The sequence below is a fragment of the Actibacterium sp. XHP0104 genome, assembly GCF_025751515.1.
Classification (GTDB): domain Bacteria; phylum Pseudomonadota; class Alphaproteobacteria; order Rhodobacterales; family Rhodobacteraceae; genus Actibacterium_D.
In genome coordinates this window covers 124,824-143,095 of the sequence record NZ_JAOWLE010000002.1, presented here as the reverse complement: position 1 = coordinate 143,095, position 18,272 = coordinate 124,824, and the positions used below count along the sequence as shown (strand labels likewise).

Below are 18,272 nucleotides of genomic sequence, written 5' to 3'. Positions count from 1 at the left end.
CGGGGCGCCTACACCTTTGGGACGACCTCAAGGAGATCCCATGACCGAGCAGCCCCCCAAAGACCTGCAACCCGTGATCCGCACCATCGCCATGCCCGCGGATACCAACGCCCAGGGTGATATCTTCGGCGGCTGGCTGATGTCGCAGATGGACCTTGCGGCCGGGTCGGTCGCGCTGCGCACCTCGCGCGGGCGCGCGGCGACCATCGCGGTCGATGCGATGCAGTTTCACCGCCCCGTCAAGGTCGGCGACGAGGTCACGCTTTATGCGCGGCTCTTGTCGGTCGGGCGCACCTCGATGAAGGTCGAGGTCCGGGCCTGGCGCCGGCTGGCCTCTGACGAGGTCAGCGAACAGGTCACATCCGGCATTTTCACCTTTGTCGCCATCGACGAGCACGGCAACCCGCGCCCGGTTCAGCAACAGGCCGGCTAAAAACGCCGCCGCCCTCTTGGCCGAACCGGACACGCGGCGTATAAGCCGCTGAAACCACAAGCGGAGGCCCCCATGCGGACGGCAAAGATCACGCGCAAGACGGCAGAGACCGAGATCACCGTCGAGATCAATCTCGACGGCACCGGTGCCTATGACAACCAGACCGGCGTGGGGTTCTTTGACCACATGCTGGACCAGTTGTCGCGCCACTCGCTGATCGATTTCACCATCCGCGCCAAGGGCGACTATCACATCGACGACCACCACACCGTCGAAGACACCGGCATCGCGCTGGGTCAGGCGCTGGTGCAGGCGCTGGGCGACAAGAAAGGCATCCGCCGCTATGGCAGCTGCCTGTTGCCGATGGATGACGCGCTGGTGCGCGCCGCGCTCGACCTGTCGGGCCGGCCCTATCTGGTGTGGAATGTCGATCTGCCCACTGCCAAGATCGGCACGTTTGACACCGAGCTGGTGCGCGAATTCTTCCAGGCGCTCAGCACCCATGGCGGCATCACGCTGCATGTCGACGCGCTGCACGGCATCAACAGCCACCACATCGCCGAGGCGGCCTTCAAATCCGTGGCCCGCGCCCTGCGCGACGCGGTCGAGACCGACCCGCGCAAGGCCGACGCCATCCCGTCGACCAAGGGGGCGCTGTAACCGGCATGCTGACCGCGATTGTCGATTACGAGTCAGGCAACCTGCACTCGGCGCAAAAGGCTTTTGAGCGCGTCGCCCGCGAGCTGAACGCGGGCGACGTGATCGTCACCTCGGAACCCGACACCATCCGCAAGGCCGACCGCGTGGTCCTGCCCGGCGACGGCGCCTTCCCGGCCTGCCGCAAGGAACTCTTTGACCATCGCGGCGTGTTCGAAGCCATCGAAGAGGTGGTGATCCGAAACGGCCAGCCCTTCATGGGCATCTGCATCGGCATGCAGATGCTGGCCACGCGCGGGCTGGAATATGAACCGACCCCCGGTTTCGACTGGATCGGCGGCGAGGTGGTGAAAATCACCCCCAGCGACGACACGCTGAAAGTGCCGCATATGGGCTGGAACGATCTGGTGATCGACAACCCGCACCCGGTGCTGGATGGCGTATCGACGGGCGACCACGCCTATTTCGTGCATTCCTACCACTTCAAGGTGGCCGACCCCGCCCATCTGGTCGCTCATTGCGATTACGGCGGCAAGATCACCGCCATCGTCGGCCGCGACAACATGGTCGGCGCCCAGTTCCACCCCGAGAAAAGCCAGGCCGTCGGCCTGCGCATCCTCGGCAATTTCCTGACCTGGCGCCCGTGAGCGCGCCCCGCGCGGCCCTGTCCTGGTCATCGGGCAAGGATTGCGCCTTTGCCTTGCATGAGACGCGCCGCCAGGGCCTGGCCGATGTGGTGGCCGCGCTGACCACCACCCATGACGCCACCGGCACCGTCGCCATGCACGGCACCCGCAACGAATTGCTGACCCGGCAGGTGGCCGCGATGGGGCTGGAACAGATCACCGTGCCCCTGCCCTGGCCGTGCAGCAACGCCGACTATGAGGCGCGGATGGAAACCGCCGTGGCCCAGCTGAAATCGCACGGCATCACCCATATGATCTTTGGCGATCTCTTTCTCGAAGACGTGCGCCAGTATCGCGAGGCCAAACTGGCCGGCACCGGCATCACCCCGCTCTTTCCGCTCTGGGGCCGCGACACGGCCGCTCTTGCCCGCGAGATGATCGCCCAGGGCTTTGACACCCGCATCGTCACTGTCGACCTCGCCAAGCTCGACGCCTCATTCGCGGGCCGCAAATTCGACGAAAGCTTCCTGGCCGACCTGCCCCCCGGCATCGACCCCTGCGGCGAAAACGGCGAATTCCACACCGCCGTCGTGGCCGGCCCGATCTTTGACGCCCCCATCCCGGTGCAAACCGGCGAAACCACCACCCGCGACGGTTTCGCCTATGCCGACCTCATCCCCTGCTAGGCCCGCATTGCATTCCGCGCCCCAAGATGCATAACGACGCCCAAGCAACCATCGGAGACCGACCATGATCCTCTACCCCGCCATCGACCTCAAAGACGGCAATTGCGTGCGCCTCTACAAAGGCGAAATGGATCAGGCCACGGTGTTCAACGACAACCCCGCCGCCCAGGCCAAGGCGTTCCAGGACGCGGGCTGCGAATGGCTGCACTTGGTTGACCTCAACGGCGCCTTCGCGGGCGAACCCGTCAACGCCGCCGCGGTCGAGGCGATCCTCAAAACCGTCAGCGTCCCCGCCCAGCTGGGCGGCGGCATCCGCGACATGGCCACAATCGAAATGTGGCTCTCCAAGGGCCTGACCCGCGTCATCCTTGGCACCGTCGCCGTCGAAAACCCCGACCTTGTGCGCCAGGCCTGCCGCACCTTCCCCGGCCATGTCGCCGTGGGCATCGACGCCCGCAACGGCATGGTCGCCACCAAGGGCTGGGCCGAAGCAACCAACGTCACCGCCACCGACCTCGCCAAATCGTTCGAGGACGCCGGCGTCTCGGCCATCATCTATACCGACATCAACCGCGACGGCGCGATGCAGGGCCCCAACGTGGCCGAAACCGCCGCGCTGGCCCATGCGGTCTCGATTCCCGTGATCGCCTCGGGCGGCGTCAGCTCGCTGGATGACCTGCGCGCACTGAAAGCCTGCGGCGCGCCGCTAGACGGTGCCATCTCGGGCCGCGCCCTTTACGACGGCGCCATCGACCTGGCCGAGGCCCTGGCGATCCTGAAAGGCTGACCCTTTCATCTTGGCACCAATACCTCGGGGGAGTCGCCCCAGGCGACGGGGGCAGCGCCCCCTTGCGCCACGGCACGTATCAAAGGTAACACGCTTCTATGCTGAAAATCCGCATCATCCCCTGCCTTGATGTCGCCGATGGCCGCGTGGTCAAGGGCGTGAACTTCGTCGACCTGATCGACGCCGGCGACCCGGTCGAGGCCGCCAAGGCCTATGACGCCGCCGGCGCGGACGAGCTGTGCTTTCTCGACATCCACGCCACCCATGAAAACCGTGGCACGATGTTCGATCTCGTCACCCGCACGGCCGAGCAATGCTATATCCCGCTGACCGTGGGCGGTGGCGTGCGCACTGTGGACGATGTGCGCGCCCTGCTGCTGGCGGGCGCCGACAAGGTGTCGTTCAACTCGGCCGCCGTCGCCAATCCCGACGTGATCGCCGAGGCCGCCGACCAGTTCGGCAGCCAATGCATCGTCTGCGCCATCGACGCCAAGACCGTGGCCCCCGGCAAATGGGAAATCTTCACCCATGGCGGGCGCAAGCCCACCGGCATCGACGCGGTGGAATTCGCGAAACTGGTCGTCTCCAAGGGCGCGGGCGAGATCCTGCTGACCAGCATGGATCGCGACGGCACCAAGGCCGGGTTCAACCTGCCCTTGACCCGCGCGATTGCCGATGCGGTCGATGTGCCGGTCATTGCCTCTGGCGGCGTGGGCACGCTTGATCACCTGGTCGAAGGCGTGACCGAGGGCCATGCCAGCGCTGTGCTGGCCGCCTCGATCTTCCATTTCGGCACCTACACCATCGGCGAGGCCAAGCAACACATGGCCGCCGCCGGCATCCCCGTGAGGCTGACATGAGCATTCTCGACCAACTGGCCGCCACGATAGAGGCCCGCAAAGCCGCCGACCCCGACAGCAGCTGGACTGCCAAGCTGCTGGCCAAGGGTCCGGAAAAATGCGCCGAGAAATTCGGGGAAGAGGCGATCGAGGCGATCATCGCCGCCGTCAAGGATGATCGCGAGAACCTGACCTACGAGGCCGCGGATGTGCTCTATCACCTGCTGGTGATGCTGGCTGCGCGCGACGTGCCGCTGTCGGATGTGCTGGCCGAGCTGGAACGCCGCCAGGGCACCTCGGGCATTGCCGAGAAAGCCGCGCGTTAGCGGCTGGTGCGGGCCAGGAACAGCACCGCGACCAACCCCACCCCGATCACCAGCAGCGCCGCAGGCGAGGCGTCGGACAGGTTTTCCAGCGACGCCTTGTCATAGACCCGCGTCGCCAGTGTGTTGAACCCGAAGGGCCGCAGCAGCAGCGTGGCGGGCAGTTCCTTGACGCAATCGACAAAGACCAGCAACAGCGCCGTGCCGACCGATCCCCGGATCAGCGGCAGGTAAACAGCACGCAGCGTGCCCCGCGCCGTACGGCCCAGCGAGCGCGCCGCCATCGGCAGGCTGGGCGTGACGCGGCCCATGGCCCCATCCGCCGCGCCCTGGGCAATGGCAAAAAAGCGCACGCAATAGGCAAAGATCACCGCAAAGGCCGAGCCGGTCATGATCAGCCCGATATCGGCCCCGGTGGCGGCCTCGATCATGTCGGCCAGCGCGTTGTCGGCCGCCGCCATCGGGATCAGCAGCCCCACCGCCAGCACCGCGCCGGGCGCGGCATAGCCGATCGTGGTCGCGGGCATCAGCAGACGCGGCAGCGCGTGGCCGCTGAGGCGCACGCCATAGACCAGGAACAGCGCCGCCAGCACCGTGGCCAGCGCCGCGATCCCGCCGACCATCACCGTATTGCCCAGCGCCGCCAGCAGACCCGGCGCCAGCCAGCCGTCCGAGGCATCCAGCGCATGGCTCAGGATCACGCCCACCGGCAGGGCAAAGCCGATCAGGAACGGGATGACACAGGCCAGCACCGCCAGCACCGCCGGCAGGCCGGTCAGTCTGATGCGCGTCACGGGGCGGCTGTGGCGCGAGGGGTTGTAGAACCTCATCCGCCGCCGGCTGATCTTTTCCAGCACCACCAGCGCAAGGATCAGCACCAGGATCACCACCGCGATCTGCGCCGCGCCGCCGGCGTTGCCGCCCTCTAGCCAGACGCTGAAGATACCGGTGGTCAGGGTCTGCACGGCGAAATAATCGACCACGCCGAAATCATTGACGGTTTCCATCATCACGATGGCCGCGCCTGCCGCGATGGCCGGGCGCGCCAGCGGCAGGCCCACGCGAAAGAACCGCCCGAACGGCCCGGCGCCCAGCGCGCGGGCAACCTCGTACACGCCGCCCGACTGTTCGCGGAACGCGGCGCGGGTCAGCAGGTAGACATAAGGGTACATCGCCGCCGACAGCACCAGCACCGCAGCCCCGCGCGACCGGATCTCGGGGAACCAATAGTCGCGCGCCGATTGCCAGCCAAAGAGCTCGCGCAGCGCGGTTTGCACCGGCCCCGCATATTCCAGGAAATCGACCAGCGCATAGGCGCCCACATAGGCCGGGATCGCCAGCGGCAAGAGCAGCAGCCATTCCAGCACCCGCACGCCCGGAAAGCGATACATCGTCACCAGCCAGGCCGCGCCCGTGCCCATCGAGGCCGACAACAGCGCCACCGCCGCCATCATCACCCCGGTATTTTCCAGGTAACGCGGCAAGGTGGTCGACACGAGATGCGGCCAGATATTGGCCTCGGGCGTGGCGGCCATCCAGACCACCGACAGGATCGGCATCAGAACCAGCGCGGCGATCACCACCGCCCCCACCGACCACGGGTTGGCCAGCTGGCGCAGCAGGCGGGGCATGGCCGGGGCGCCCGGTATCTGAGTGTTTTGCTCGGTCATGAGGCCGGGTTACAGCAAAGCCGTTTTACTGTCCAGAAATCCTCGTATATCCATGGGGAAAGACCGATAGGGGGAAAACGGGGCGAATGCAGGTCGTCTATCATCTTGGGGCGCATTTCACAGACGAGGATCGGCTGCTGAAATGCCTGCTCAAGAATCGCGACACACTGGCGCATCAGGGCATCGTGGTGCCCGGTCCGGGGCGCTATCGGGCGCTTTTGCGCGAGGCGCGGAACAAGCTGCGCGGCCAGCCCGCGCCGCTGGCGCTGCAAGAGGAAATGCTGGATCGCATCCTCGACGATACCGATGCCGGGCGGGTCGTGTTTTCCAACCAGACCTTCCTGTGCATCCCGCCACGGGTGTTGCGCGGCGGTCGGCTTTATGCCGATGCGGGGCAAAAAGCCCTGGCCCTGGCGCAGCTGTTTCCGCAGGCCCAGATCGAGTTCTTCCTGGCGGTCCGCAACCCCGCGACTTTTGTGCCGACCGTGTTCCACAATTCGGGCGAAACCTCGCTCGAGACCTTCATGGATGGCGCCGACCCGCGCGAGTTGCGCTGGTCAGAGGTCGTACGCGACCTGCGCGAGGCCAATCCCGAGGCCGAGATCACCGTCTGGAGCAACGAGGACACGCCGCTGATCTGGGGGCAGTTGCTCGCCGATCTGGCCGGGCACGAGCCGCAGACGATGCTGGATGGCATCGACGATTTCGTCGCCTCGCTGATGGCGCCAGAGGGGTTCAAGCGGATGCAGGCCTATCTGGCCGGCCACCCGCCCGAGAATGAGATCCAGCGCCGTCGCGTCATCGCGGCCTTTCTGGACAAATACGCCCTGACCGACGAGATCGAGATGGAGCTGGACATGCCCGGCTGGACCGAAGACCTGGTCGAGGACATCACCGAGCTTTACGAGGAAGACCTGTTCGAGATCGAGCGGATGCCGGGCGTGACCTTCATCACGCCCTGACCGTTCAGCCGTCGAACCGATAGCTGGATGCGGTGACCCCGCCAAACAGGCCCTCGTCATGATAGACCTGCGTGGCGCGTGCGCCCTCGGCGGCGCCCAGTGCGGCGAACAGCGGCACCAGGTGGTCTTCTTCGCGGTGGCAGACCCGCGCATAGGGGGCCTCTTCCCAGTTCAACAGGGCCTGTGTGCGGGCCTCGGGGTCGCGGGCCAGAACCTCTTGCAGCCACGTATCAAACGCGGTCGAGGGATCCTTGGCACCGGGGCCGAACAGGCGCAGGTTGTGATAGCTCAGCCCCGATCCGACAATCAGCACGCCCTCGTCCCGCAACGGCGCCAGCGCCCGGCCCAGCGCGAAATGCGCCTGCGGGTCATAGCCGTGCTGCAACGACACCTGGTAGACCGGCACATTGGCCTCGGGATACATGATATAGGCTGGCACAAAGGTGCCGTGGTCAAAGCCCTGCGCCGCGTCCAGCCGCGTGGGCAGCCCCGCCTGCGCCAACAGATCGGCGGTGCGTTGCGCCAGATCGGGCGCGCCGGGCGCGGGATAGGTGATGTCATAGGTATGGGCCGGAAAGCCGGAATAGTCATAGACCATCGGCGGTTTCGGGCTGCTCATTACCGCGAATTCGGGGGCCTCCCAGTGACCCGATACCATCAGAATGGCCTTGGGGATTTCGCCGATCTCTTCAGGCATCCGCGCCAGCGAGGCCTCGAGGTTGACGAACATCTTGCGCATATCGGGAATCCAGGGCCACGGCCCGCCCCCGTGCGAGATGAAATAGGTCGGCAATCTGGACATGATGGGTCTCCGGTTTTGTTGCCCGGAATGTGCGCCTTGCCGCGGTTTCGGTCAACGCGCGGGCGTGAACAGCATATGTGCGAAAATCAAAGATGTCATGGCATGACTGCGCAATGACGCACAAGGAACAGCATCAACCCGCCTGCCACGCTGCGCCAACCTCGGCCCGGATGATCCGCGCGATCAAGGCGCAGTCCTCCGCGGAAAATGTCAGCGGCAACCGCATGTCGATCAGCCCCGCCAGCACCCGGTCGGTCTGCGGCAACTCGGGCGGCGCGGCATAGCGCCAATGCGCATAGCGCGAGGTGAACCCGACCGGATCTTCGGCCCCGAACCATTTCAGTTCGACCCCGCGCGCGGCACAGCGCGCCAACAGATCGCGCACCCGCCCCGCAGGCCAGTCTGGCAGCAAAAACTGAAACGACGACCCCACGAATGCCTCGGCACCAGGCCGCGCGATCAGGCGCAGACCGGGCAGATCGCGCAACCCCTCCTCGACCACCGCATAAAGCGCATTCCACCGTGCCACCTGGCCCGGCAACGCCCGCAACTGCGGCCGCAGGATGGCCGCGCGCAGATTGTCCATCCGCCCCGATATGTTCGGCACATCCAGCCGCAACCCCTCGAACGCCTCGGGGCCCGGCGCGGCCAGATGCCGGTCATACAGCATGTAAGACCCCGACAGCAGAATGGCCCGCGCCATCACCTCGGCATCATCCGACACCAGCAGCCCGCCCTCGCCCGAGTTCATATGCTTGTAGGTCTGGGTCGAATAACAGCCGATCACCCCGTGCCGCCCCGATGGCACATCCCCCCAGCGAGCCCCCATCGTGTGGGCGCAATCCTCGATCACTCGCACGCCCGCGCCATCGCACAGCGCCATCAGCGCCTCCATGTCGCAGATATGCCCGCGCATGTGGCTCAGCAGCAGAACCCGCGCCCCGCTCTGCGCGATCGCGCGCTCCAGATGCGCCAGATCGATCACCAGATCCTCGGTCACCTCGACGAACACCGGCACGGCGCCGACACTGGCGATCGCCCCCGGCACCGGCGCCAGGGTGAACGCGTTGGTCAACACCCTGTCGCCGGCACCAACCCCAAGCGCCCGCAAGGCGCAGCCCAAAGCATAACCGCCCGACGCCACCGCCAGGCAATAGCGCGCCCCGGTGAACGCCGCGAATTCGCACTCCAACAGCGCGACCTCGCCCGCCTCTCCATCGGCCAGGTTATAGCGATGCAACCGCCCGTGCCGCATGACCTCCAGCGCCGCCGCGATCCCCTCGTCGGGGATCGGCTCCTGCTGTGTGAAACTGCCTGTGAACCGCTCGCTCATGCGCCCACCTTGTCCGATCCGCCAACCCGCGCGCAAGCGTGAACTGCCCCCTTCATCTTGGTACAAATACCTCCGCCGGAGGCGCCTGAGCGGCCCCCCGGGGCCGCGAGGACCAGACCGCGCCGCAGGCGCTCATCCTGCTCAGGGTAACAGCAGGCCCACAACCCGCCCCAGATCGTCGTAGTGATCCAACAGCGCCTCAGGCGCCAGATCGGCCACCGCGCGCCCCTCGGGGCCAAAGGTGACCAGCACACAAGGCACCCCCGCATTGCGTGCGGTGTCGCGGTCGGTGACCGTGTCTCCAATCAGCACCGAGCGCTCAAAGATCCCGCCCGCGCGCTCGACCGCCGCGCGATAGGGCGTCGGGTCGGGCTTGCGCTGCGGCAGGGTATCGGCCCCCACCAGCGAGGCGAACACATCCCGCACCCCCAGCCGCTGCAACAGCTTTTCGGCCAGGTATTCGGGCTTGTTGGTGCAGATACCAACCGCCGTGCCCTCGCGCCGCAGGGCCTCGATCGCGTCCATCACCCCCGGATACAGAACCGTGTGCCGGTCGATCTCGGCGTCATAGGCGTCCAGCAGCAGCGGAAACTGCCGGTCGATATCGGCCTCGCCATAGCCGGGACCGATGCGGTCGAACCCCAGGCGCAGCATCGCCCGCCCGCCGTGAAAGGCCGTGGACTGATCCCGCACCGGGTCCAGCGGCGTGCCCAGACCCAGCCCCTGGAAACAGGCATTGGCGGCGGCGATCAGGTCGCCACTGGTGTCGGCCAGCGTGCCGTCGAGATCGAAGATTACCGTGCGCATGGCACCCTTTCCCGGCAACACTTTGCCGACAGGTTGAAATCTGGCGTAACGCCTTTTGATCGGCTTTCCCTTGCGAATGCCCATATCCCCGATAAAAGGTGCAAAGCCAAAGGAAAAGGGGCTGCACGCATGTCGACCGCGCTGATCGTTCTGGCCGCGGGCCAGGGAACCCGGATGAATTCGGACCTGCCCAAGGTGCTGCACCCGCTGGGGGGCGCACCGCTTTTCGCCCATGCGCTGGCCGCTGGTGCCGCGCTGGACCCCGCGCGCGCGGTGCTGGTGGTGGGCCATGGGGCCGACGCGGTGCGCGCGGCCGCTGCTGACTATGACGACACAATCGCCATCGCCGAGCAATCCGAACAGCTGGGCACCGCCCATGCCGTGGCCCAGGCGCGCGCGGCGCTGGACGGGTTTGCGGGCGATGTGTTCGTTCTTTATGGCGACACGCCCTTTATCCGGGCTGAGACGCTGATGGCCATGGCCGAGGCCCGGCGCGATCACGCGGTGGTGGTGCTGGGGTTTGAGGCCGGCGATCCGGGCCGCTATGGGCGGCTTGTGATGGATGGCGCGCGGCTTGACCGGATCGTGGAATTCAAGGACGCCTCTCCCGAAGAACGGGCGATAACACTTTGTAATTCAGGCGTTATCTGTGCTGACGCCGATACACTCTTCAGCCTGATCGACGCGGTCGGCAACGACAATGCCTCGGGCGAATATTACCTCACCGACATCGTCGGTCTGGCCAATGCGCGCGGGCTGTCGGCCACCGCCGTCACCTGCCCCGAGGCCGAGACCTTGGGCATCAACACCCGCACTGAACTGGCCGCGGCCGAAGCCATCTTTCAGGCTTTCAAACGCGCCGAGGCGCTGGACAACGGCGTCACGCTGATCGCCCCCGAGACCGTGCATTTCAGCCATGACACCTATATCGGCCGCGACTCGGTGATCGAGCAGAACGTCGTCTTCGGCCCGGAGGTCACCGTGGAAAGCGGCGCGCGCATCCGGGCGTTTTCGCATCTGGAGGGCTGTCACGTCTCGCGCGGGGCGACCGTCGGCCCCTATGCCCGCCTGCGCCCCGGTGCCGAGTTGTCGGAAAACGTGCATGTCGGCAATTTCGTCGAGATCAAGAACGCCACGCTGGACCAGGGCGCCAAGGTCAACCACCTCAGCTATATTGGCGACGCATCGGTGGGCGAGGCCACCAATATCGGCGCGGGTACGATCACCTGCAATTATGACGGGGTGTTCAAGCACCACACCGCCATCGGGGCGCGGGCCTTTATCGGCTCGAACACCATGCTGGTGGCGCCCGTGACGGTGGGGGACGAGGCGATGACGGCCTCGGGCTCGGTCATCACCAGCGACGTGCCCGAGGGCGCGCTGGCGGTGGCCCGGACGCGACAGGATAATAAACCGGGGCTTGCCCGGAAAATGTTTGATAGGCTGCGGGCACAGAAGGCGCGCAAGCAGAAAGAGGCAAAGTAGTTCATGTGCGGTATTGTCGGTGTTCTGGGCGATCACGAGGTTGCGCCCATTCTGGTCGAGGCGCTGAAGCGGCTGGAATATCGCGGTTATGACAGCGCTGGCATCGCGACGGTGAACAATGGCACGCTGGATCGGCGGCGCGCGGTGGGCAAGCTGGTCAATCTCAGCGACCTGCTGGTGCATGACCCGCTGGCCGGCAAATCCGGCATCGGCCATACCCGCTGGGCCACCCATGGTGCGCCCTCTGTCGGCAACGCGCATCCGCATCGCTCGGGTCCGGTGGCGGTGGTGCATAACGGCATTATCGAGAATTTCCGCGAACTGCGCGAGGAACTGGCCGAGGTTGGTCTGACCTGCGAGACCGAGACCGACACCGAAACCGTGGCCCTGCTGGCGCGGCATTACCTCGATCAGGGCCTGGCCCCGCGCGATGCAGCCGCCAAGACGCTGACCCGGCTTGAGGGCGCCTTTGCGCTGTGTTTCCTCTTTGATGGCGAAGAGGATCTGCTGATCGCCGCCCGCAAGGGCAGCCCGTTGGCCATCGGCTGGGGCGTGGGCGAGATGTTCGTGGGGTCGGATGCCATTGCACTGGCGCCGCTGACCGATCAGATCACCTATCTGGAAGAGGGCGACCGGGCCGAGATCACGCGCGAAGGCGCCCAGATCTTTGACGCCGAAGGCCGCCCCGCCAACCGCGAGATCCGCCGCATCCAGATGGCCGAGGCCCGGATCGAAAAGGCCGGTCACAAGCATTTCATGGCCAAGGAAATCGCCGAGCAGCCCGCCGTTCTGGGCGACGCGATCCAGCATTACCTGGGTTCTGACCTATCGCTGAAACTGCCCGAGGGGCTGGATTTCACCCGGTTTGACCGGATCACCATGGTGGCCTGCGGCACGGCCTATTTGGCCTGCTACACCGCGAAATACTGGTTCGAGCAACTGGCTGGCCTGCCCGTCGATCTGGATGTCGCGTCCGAGTTCCGTTACCGCGAGCCACCCCTGCCCGGCCGCACCCTGGCGGTGTTCGTCAGCCAGTCGGGCGAAACCGCCGACACGCTGGCGGCGCTGCGCTATTGCGCGGGTAAGGCCGATGCGATCCTGTCGATCGTGAACGTGTCGGAAAGCTCGATCGCGCGTGAAAGCGACATTGCCCTGCCGATCCTGGCGGGGGTCGAGGTCGGTGTGGCCTCGACCAAGGCGTTCACCTGCCAGTTGGCGGTTCTGGCGCTGCTGGCGATCAAGGCGGCGGGCGATCTGGGCCGGATGGATGCCACCGCCCGCACCGCCCATCTGAACGATCTGCGCGCCCTGCCCGGGCTGATGAGCGGCGCGCTGGCGCTGGAGGATGAGATCCACGGCGTGGCGCGCAAGCTGTCCGAGGCCCGCGACGTGCTGTTCCTGGGCCGCGGCGCGATGTATCCGCTGGCGCTGGAAGGCGCGCTGAAGCTTAAGGAAATCAGCTACATCCATGCCGAAGGCTATGCCTCGGGCGAGCTGAAGCACGGGCCGATCGCGCTGGTCGACGAACATGTGCCGGTGGTGGTGTTGGCACCCCATGACCGGCTGTTCGACAAGACCGTTTCGAACATGCAAGAGGTTCTGGCGCGCGGCGGTCAGGTGCTGCTGATCACCGATGCCAAGGGCGCCCAGGCGGCCGGCGACGGGGTGTGGCACGTGCTGCAGATGCCCGATGTGCCCGACCTCTTTGCGCCGCTGCTTTATGCCCTGCCCGCGCAGCTGCTGGCCTATCACACGGCCGTGGCCAAGGGCACCGATGTCGACCAGCCGCGCAACCTGGCAAAATCCGTCACAGTGGAGTGAGTTATGGCCAAACAGTTTGACGCCTTCGAAGACCACCACATCGCATTCATCGAGAAACAGCACATGTTTTTCGTGGGCAGCGCCGCGCCCGAGGGGCGGGTGAATGTCTCGCCCAAGGGGATGGACAGCCTGCGCATTCTGGGCCCCAATCGCCTGTTGTGGCTGAACCTGACCGGCAGCGGCAATGAGACCGCGGGCCATCTGTTGCAGGCCAACCGGATGACGGTGATGTGGTGCTCGTTCACGACCCAACCGATGATCATGCGGGCCTATGGCACCGCGCGCACCGTGCATGTGGATGACGCGGGTTTTGCCGAACTGGCCGCGCATTTTCCGGGTTTCATCGGCACCCGGCAGATTTTCGACATGTCGGTCGAGATGGTGCAGACCTCTTGCGGGTTCGGGGTGCCGTTCTTCGACCATGTGGGCGAGCGCGACACGCTGCAAATCTGGGCCGAAAAACGCGGCCCCGAGGGCGTCCGCGCCTATTGGGAAAAAAATCGCGAAACCCTCGACGGCGCGCCGACGGGCATTCCGGTTCCCGAATGACGCTGGACGAGGCGCTGGACGCGCTGCACCAGCATATCGAGCCGGGCCGCGCCGATGGGGCGGCCGCCTATCACAAGGCGACGCGCGTCTATCTGGGCGTGCCCAACCCGGCGCTGAATGATCTGACCAAGGACTGGCGGCAGGCGCTGTCTGTCGATCAGCGCGTGGCGCTGGCCGAGGCGCTGTGGGGCACCGATATCTTCGAGGCCCGCATCGCCGCCGCCAAGCTGCTGACCCAGGCGCGCATACGGCCCGATGATGCGGTGTGGGATCTGATCACCCGATGGGTGCCCGATTTCGACAGCTGGGCGATAGCCGATCATGTCTGCATGGCCGGGCAGAAACGCCTGCTGGCCGACCCGGCGCGGGTGGACCAGGTTGCGGACTGGACGACCTCGGACCACCTGTGGACCCGCCGCGCCGCGCTGGTGATCACCCTGCCCTGGGCCAAGATGAACACGCCCAAGCCCGCCGATCTGGCGATCCGCGAGCGGGTGCTGGGCTGGGCCGCCACCTATGTGGATGACCGGCAGTGGTTCATCCAGAAAGCCGTGGCCTGGTGGCTGCGCGACCTGTCCAAGCATGACGCCGATCGGGTGCGCGCTTTTATCGCGGCCCATGGCGACCGGATGAAACCCTTTGCCCGCAAGGAAGCGGCGAAATACCTGTAGGCCGCCGCTTGCCGTTCCGCGCGCGCGGGCTTACCTTTGTCCTATGACTCCACAGCTGATTGATCCCTTTCAACGCGCGGTCACCTACCTGCGGGTATCGGTCACCGACCGGTGCGATTTTCGCTGCGTCTATTGCATGTCGGAAAACATGACCTTCCTGCCCAAGGCGGAACTCTTGACGCTGGAAGAGCTGGACCGCATGTGCAGCGCCTTTATCGGGCTGGGCGTGGAAAAGCTGCGCATCACCGGGGGCGAGCCTTTGGTGCGCAAGGGGATCATGACGTTCTTTGACGCCATGTCGCGGCATCTGGACAGCGGCGCGTTGAAAGAGCTGACGCTGACCACCAACGGATCACAGCTGGAACGCTATGCGGCCGATCTTTATGCCGCCGGGGTGCGGCGGGTGAACGTGTCGCTGGATACGCTGGATGACGAGAAATTCGCCCGTATCACCCGCTGGGGCCGCCTGCCGCAGGTGCTGCGCGGGATTGATGCGGCCCAAGCGGCGGGTCTGCGGGTCAAGATCAACGTCGTGGCGCTGAAGGATTTCAACGAGGACGAGCTGTTCCGCATCGCCGAATGGTGCGCCGAGCGCGACATGGACCTGACCTTTATCGAGGTCATGCCGATGGGCGATCTGGGCAACGAGGACCGCGTGGGCCAGTACTGGTCACTGGCGGATGTGCGGGCGGAACTGGCGGGGCGCTATACGCTGACCGATCTGGCCGAGCGCACCGGCGGCCCGGCCCGCTATGTGCGCCTTGAGGAAACCGGGCAAAAGATCGGGTTCATCACGCCGCTGTCGCATAATTTCTGCGAAAGCTGCAACCGCGTGCGCATGACCTGCACCGGGCAGCTATACCTGTGCCTGGGCCAGGAAGACATGGCCGACCTGCGCGCGCCCCTGCGCATCAGCGAAGACGACAGCGCGCTGATCGAGGCCATTCACAAGGCGATCGGGCTGAAACCCAAGGGCCATGACTTCGACTATTCCCGCCAACAGGCCGACGGCCAGGTCAGCCGCCACATGAGCCACACCGGCGGGTAGTCCGGTCAGGTTGCGAAACTGCTCTTGCCCAGAACGAGGTCGAATTCGTAATCCGGGCCCGCTTGCAGATTGATCGGTTTGCAGGTTGCCAGCACCAGTCTCGGGTGGTCGCGGGCAGTGATGCGAGTGAAAAAATTGATGTCGTTCGCAACTGGCCTGCCATTGGCCGTCAGACGTATGTTGCGCAACAGCTCACGCTTGATGCCTGCATCAAGGTTCGAGCTGATCTTGCTGACGCCGCACAGCTCTAACTGACCGTCGAACTCGACGACCTTGTAAAGTGCAAGATACGCTTCGCGGTCGGTGGAAGAGGCTAGCCCGAAGGAGGTGAATGTCTCATCCCACGGCACCTGCCGCTTGGCCTGCTGTCCGCCACCTGTTGCCGTATCCTGCATGCAGCCAGCAACGCCGAAAACGCACAATGCGACGGTCAAGCTTTTTATCAAACGCATAAGTTCCCACTCCCGTTAATCCACAAGGCGATATTTTATCACCACGCTCAACTAATGGTATTTTTTCCTGCGGGGCAACAGCCGAAGCCGCACGGCGTCAGTTCTCGTATCGCGTATAGTCAAAGCCCACATCGACCCTGCCCCTTCGCCGCGACATGGGTGGGGCGGCAGGCGGCGTCAGAGGCCTGGCGGCTCTGCCAGTTGGGGATGGGGGCGAAATGACCATTGCCAGAAACAGAGATCACCCTCCACGGGCCGGAACACTCCCCGGGCAAGCCGCACCTCAGGCGGTGACGTATCGTTTCACGAAATTGCGCAGGATCAGCTCGGGCACATGCACGTCAGCGGCCCGGCACATGGCGATCAGGCTGTCGGCCTCTTCGGGCGGGAAATAGCCCTTGTGCTTGTAGATGCGGATCCGGGTTTCGAACCCGTCGCCATCGGCCTCGGGGTGAAACTGGGTGGCATAGACGTTCTGGCCGTAGCGGATCATCTGATAGGGGCATGTGGGCGAGGACAGCAGGTGCACCGCGCCTTCGGGCAGGTTTTGCACCGCCTCTTTATGGCCCACGAAAGCATCGAACCGGCCCGGCAAACCGGCCAGCAGCGGGTCATCGCGGCCGGCATCCGTGACACTGCAATCGGCGGTGCCGACCGGTTCGCCATATTGGGTCTTACTCACCTCTGCGCCCAGATGGTGGGCCAGCACGCCAATGCCATAGCAACAGCCCATGAAGGGGATGTCGCGCGCAGTGATCTGCGGCATCAGCGCCAGGATCTCGGCCTCGATCTTGGCCTCTTCGGGGGTTTTCTTGGCCGGGTCATCCGACACGCAGCCCGGACCGCCGCCGACAATCACGCCGGAATAGTCGTCGAGGTTCAGATCGGCGGGGATATCCTCGCGCTCTAGCCGGATGCGATGGGTGTCGGCCTCGGCCAGCCCGCCCTTGCGCAGGAAGGCCTGGTATTCGTCATCCGAGGCCTCGGCCTCGGGGCGCAATTGCAGGATCAGAAACGGTTTCATGGCGCTGTCTTAGCGGCGCGCGGGCACGGGATAAAGCCCCAGATTGCGTGGCCCGATGTCGCGTCAGCCCAGCGGCATGCGCTGCTCGATCAGACTGGCGAACCAGCTGCACCCATAGGGAATGGCCTCATCGGCGAAATCATATTCGGGATGGTGCAGCATCGCGCTGTCGCCATTGCCCAGGAAGATATAGGCGCCGGGCCGCGCGTTCAGCATATAGCTGAAATCCTCGGCGGCCATCATCGGGTCGGCCTCGGTGTCGATCTCACCAGCCACCCCGCGTGCCACCTCGGCGGCGAATTCGGTCTGCTCAGACGCGTTCACCGTGACCGGATAGCCGTAGTTGTAACTCACCTCGGCACGGGCGCCGAAACTGGCGGCGATGCCCTGGGCGACCTCATGCAGGCGCTTGACGATCAGGTCGCGGGTGGTCTCGTCCATGCTGCGGACGGTGCCGCGCAAGACCGCGGTTTGCGGGATGACGTTATAGGCGGTGCTGTCGGTGTGAAAGGCGCTGACCGTCAGGACGGCCTCGCGCAGGGGGTCGGTGTTGCGGCTGACGATGGATTGCAGCGCCACCACGATATGGCTGGCCACCAGCGTGGTATCGACCGTCGCCTGCGGCTTGGCGGCATGGCCGCCCCGTCCGGTGACGGTGATGTGGAATTCATCCGCCGCGGCCATGATCGCGCCGGGGCGAATGGCGAACTGCCCCACGGGCAGGCCCGGCAGGTTGTGCAGGGCATAGACCTCGTCGATGCCGAACCGGTCCATCAGCCCGTCCTCGACCATCTCGCGTCCGCCGCCGCCGCCCTCTTCGGCGGGCTGAAAGATCACCACGGCGGTGCCGTCGAAATTACGGGTTTCGGCCAGGTATTTCGCCGCGCCCAGCAGCATCGAGCTATGGCCGTCATGGCCGCAGGCATGCATCTTGCCCGGCTCGGACGAGGCATAGGCCGCGCCGGTGGCCTCGGTGATGGGCAACGCATCCATGTCGGCACGCAGGCCGATCACCTTGCCCGAGGCGCCATTGCGCCCGTGGATCACCCCCACGACGCCGGTGCGCCCGATGCCGGTGGCCACTTCGTCACATCCCATCGCCGTCAACAGCGCGGCCACGCGGGCCGCCGTACGGTGAGTGTCGAACATCAGTTCGGGATGGGTGTGGAAATCATGCCTCCAGGCGGTGATTTCATCGTGCAGCTCGGCAAAGCGGTTCCTGACCGGCATTTGGGGGGTATTCCTTGACGTGTTCCGCCGCACAGGGTGATCGCCCGCGCCCGCAAGGTCAAGCACC

20 protein-coding genes are annotated in these 18,272 nt (G+C 65.5%); 13 read left to right on the top strand and 7 right to left on the bottom strand.

Translation table 11 applies throughout. The features are described 5' to 3' along the window. The first annotated feature begins 40 nt into the window (after nt 1–40). The 7 genes from OE856_RS05055 to OE856_RS05025 all read left to right on the top strand — a co-directional run bounded on the left by OE856_RS05055 (nt 41) and on the right by OE856_RS05025 (nt 4,354). A complete protein-coding gene (locus tag OE856_RS05055; RefSeq protein ID WP_263714967.1) occupies nt 41–433 on the top strand; it encodes an acyl-CoA thioesterase in 393 nt (130 codons plus the stop codon). Between the two features lie 72 nt (nt 434–505). Continuing rightward, nucleotides 506–1,093, top strand: a complete 588-nt coding sequence (gene hisB, locus OE856_RS05050) for an imidazoleglycerol-phosphate dehydratase HisB (RefSeq protein WP_263714966.1) — start codon at nt 506–508, stop codon at nt 1,091–1,093. A 5-nt stretch (nt 1,094–1,098) separates the two neighbouring features. Next, on the top strand, nt 1,099–1,737 hold the full coding sequence (gene hisH / locus OE856_RS05045; protein ID WP_263714965.1) for an imidazole glycerol phosphate synthase subunit HisH: 639 nt from the start codon (nt 1,099–1,101) through the stop codon (nt 1,735–1,737). Further along, the gene (locus tag OE856_RS05040) at nt 1,734–2,402 is read left to right on the top strand and encodes an adenine nucleotide alpha hydrolase (protein WP_263714964.1); all 669 of its coding nucleotides are present in this window, start codon (nt 1,734–1,736) and stop codon (nt 2,400–2,402) included. Before hisH ends, OE856_RS05040 begins: the two co-directional genes overlap by 4 nt. A 64-nt stretch (nt 2,403–2,466) precedes the next feature. After that, nucleotides 2,467–3,189 (top strand): 1-(5-phosphoribosyl)-5-[(5-phosphoribosylamino)methylideneamino]imidazole-4-carboxamide isomerase, encoded by a 723-nt coding sequence (gene hisA, locus OE856_RS05035; protein WP_263714963.1) that lies wholly within the window; start codon nt 2,467–2,469, stop codon nt 3,187–3,189. 98 nt (nt 3,190–3,287) lie between these two features. Next, nucleotides 3,288–4,049, top strand: coding sequence for an imidazole glycerol phosphate synthase subunit HisF (hisF, locus tag OE856_RS05030; protein ID WP_263714962.1), 762 nt, complete (start codon nt 3,288–3,290; stop codon nt 4,047–4,049). Continuing rightward, nucleotides 4,046–4,354, top strand: coding sequence for a phosphoribosyl-ATP diphosphatase (locus OE856_RS05025; protein ID WP_263714961.1), 309 nt, complete (start codon nt 4,046–4,048; stop codon nt 4,352–4,354). The genes hisF and OE856_RS05025 overlap by 4 nt, the downstream gene beginning before the upstream one ends. Here the strand turns inward: OE856_RS05025 and OE856_RS05020 are convergent. Beyond that, nucleotides 4,351–5,982 (bottom strand): ABC transporter permease, encoded by a 1,632-nt coding sequence (locus OE856_RS05020; protein WP_263714960.1) that lies wholly within the window; start codon nt 5,980–5,982, stop codon nt 4,351–4,353. The two genes, OE856_RS05025 and OE856_RS05020, sit on opposite strands and share 4 nt — an antisense overlap. A 125-nt stretch (nt 5,983–6,107) precedes the next feature. Here OE856_RS05020 and OE856_RS05015 point away from each other — a divergent pair, with 125 nt between their 5' ends. Next, the gene (locus OE856_RS05015) at nt 6,108–6,983 is read left to right on the top strand and encodes a hypothetical protein (RefSeq protein ID WP_263714959.1); all 876 of its coding nucleotides are present in this window, start codon (nt 6,108–6,110) and stop codon (nt 6,981–6,983) included. Nucleotides 6,984–6,987: 4 nt separating this feature from the next. On the opposite strand, the gene OE856_RS05010 is transcribed toward OE856_RS05015, so the two are convergent. The 3 genes from OE856_RS05010 to OE856_RS05000 all read right to left on the bottom strand — a co-directional run bounded on the left by OE856_RS05010 (nt 6,988) and on the right by OE856_RS05000 (nt 9,925). Beyond that, on the bottom strand, nt 6,988–7,785 hold the full coding sequence (locus tag OE856_RS05010; RefSeq protein ID WP_263714958.1) for a DODA-type extradiol aromatic ring-opening family dioxygenase: 798 nt from the start codon (nt 7,783–7,785) through the stop codon (nt 6,988–6,990). 133 nt (nt 7,786–7,918) lie between these two features. After that, nucleotides 7,919–9,118: a DegT/DnrJ/EryC1/StrS family aminotransferase gene (locus OE856_RS05005; RefSeq protein ID WP_263714957.1), complete on the bottom strand. Its 1,200-nt coding sequence runs from the start codon at nt 9,116–9,118 to the stop codon at nt 7,919–7,921. Nucleotides 9,119–9,259: 141 nt separating this feature from the next. Next, nucleotides 9,260–9,925: an HAD-IA family hydrolase gene (locus OE856_RS05000; protein WP_263714956.1), complete on the bottom strand. Its 666-nt coding sequence runs from the start codon at nt 9,923–9,925 to the stop codon at nt 9,260–9,262. A 129-nt stretch (nt 9,926–10,054) separates the two neighbouring features. Between OE856_RS05000 and glmU the strand changes: the two genes are divergently transcribed. Genes glmU through moaA form a run of 5 tightly spaced genes read left to right on the top strand, consistent with a single transcriptional unit; the run spans nt 10,055 to nt 15,499 of the window. Further along, a complete protein-coding gene (gene glmU, locus OE856_RS04995; protein WP_263714955.1) occupies nt 10,055–11,410 on the top strand; it encodes a bifunctional UDP-N-acetylglucosamine diphosphorylase/glucosamine-1-phosphate N-acetyltransferase GlmU in 1,356 nt (451 codons plus the stop codon). Between the two features lie 3 nt (nt 11,411–11,413). Further along, nucleotides 11,414–13,231, top strand: a complete 1,818-nt coding sequence (glmS, locus tag OE856_RS04990) for a glutamine--fructose-6-phosphate transaminase (isomerizing) (RefSeq protein WP_263714954.1) — start codon at nt 11,414–11,416, stop codon at nt 13,229–13,231. Between the two features lie 3 nt (nt 13,232–13,234). Then, a complete protein-coding gene (locus tag OE856_RS04985) occupies nt 13,235–13,780 on the top strand; it encodes a pyridoxamine 5'-phosphate oxidase family protein (protein ID WP_263714953.1) in 546 nt (181 codons plus the stop codon). Next, the gene (locus tag OE856_RS04980; RefSeq protein ID WP_263714952.1) at nt 13,777–14,451 is read left to right on the top strand and encodes a DNA alkylation repair protein; all 675 of its coding nucleotides are present in this window, start codon (nt 13,777–13,779) and stop codon (nt 14,449–14,451) included. The genes OE856_RS04985 and OE856_RS04980 overlap by 4 nt, the downstream gene beginning before the upstream one ends. A gap of 43 nt (nt 14,452–14,494) precedes the next feature. Next, nucleotides 14,495–15,499, top strand: coding sequence for a GTP 3',8-cyclase MoaA (gene moaA, locus OE856_RS04975; protein WP_263714951.1), 1,005 nt, complete (start codon nt 14,495–14,497; stop codon nt 15,497–15,499). Between the two features lie 5 nt (nt 15,500–15,504). Here the strand turns inward: moaA and OE856_RS04970 are convergent, their stop codons facing one another. From OE856_RS04970 to OE856_RS04960, 3 genes are all read right to left on the bottom strand, one after another. After that, on the bottom strand, nt 15,505–15,951 hold the full coding sequence (locus OE856_RS04970; RefSeq protein ID WP_263714950.1) for a hypothetical protein: 447 nt from the start codon (nt 15,949–15,951) through the stop codon (nt 15,505–15,507). A 283-nt stretch (nt 15,952–16,234) separates the two neighbouring features. After that, the gene (locus tag OE856_RS04965; protein WP_263714949.1) at nt 16,235–16,975 is read right to left on the bottom strand and encodes a glutamine amidotransferase; all 741 of its coding nucleotides are present in this window, start codon (nt 16,973–16,975) and stop codon (nt 16,235–16,237) included. Between the two features lie 63 nt (nt 16,976–17,038). Continuing rightward, entirely contained in the window at nt 17,039–18,205 is a 1,167-nt protein-coding gene (locus OE856_RS04960) for a M20 aminoacylase family protein (protein ID WP_263714948.1), read from the bottom strand. Between the last annotated feature and the right edge of the window lie 67 nt (nt 18,206–18,272).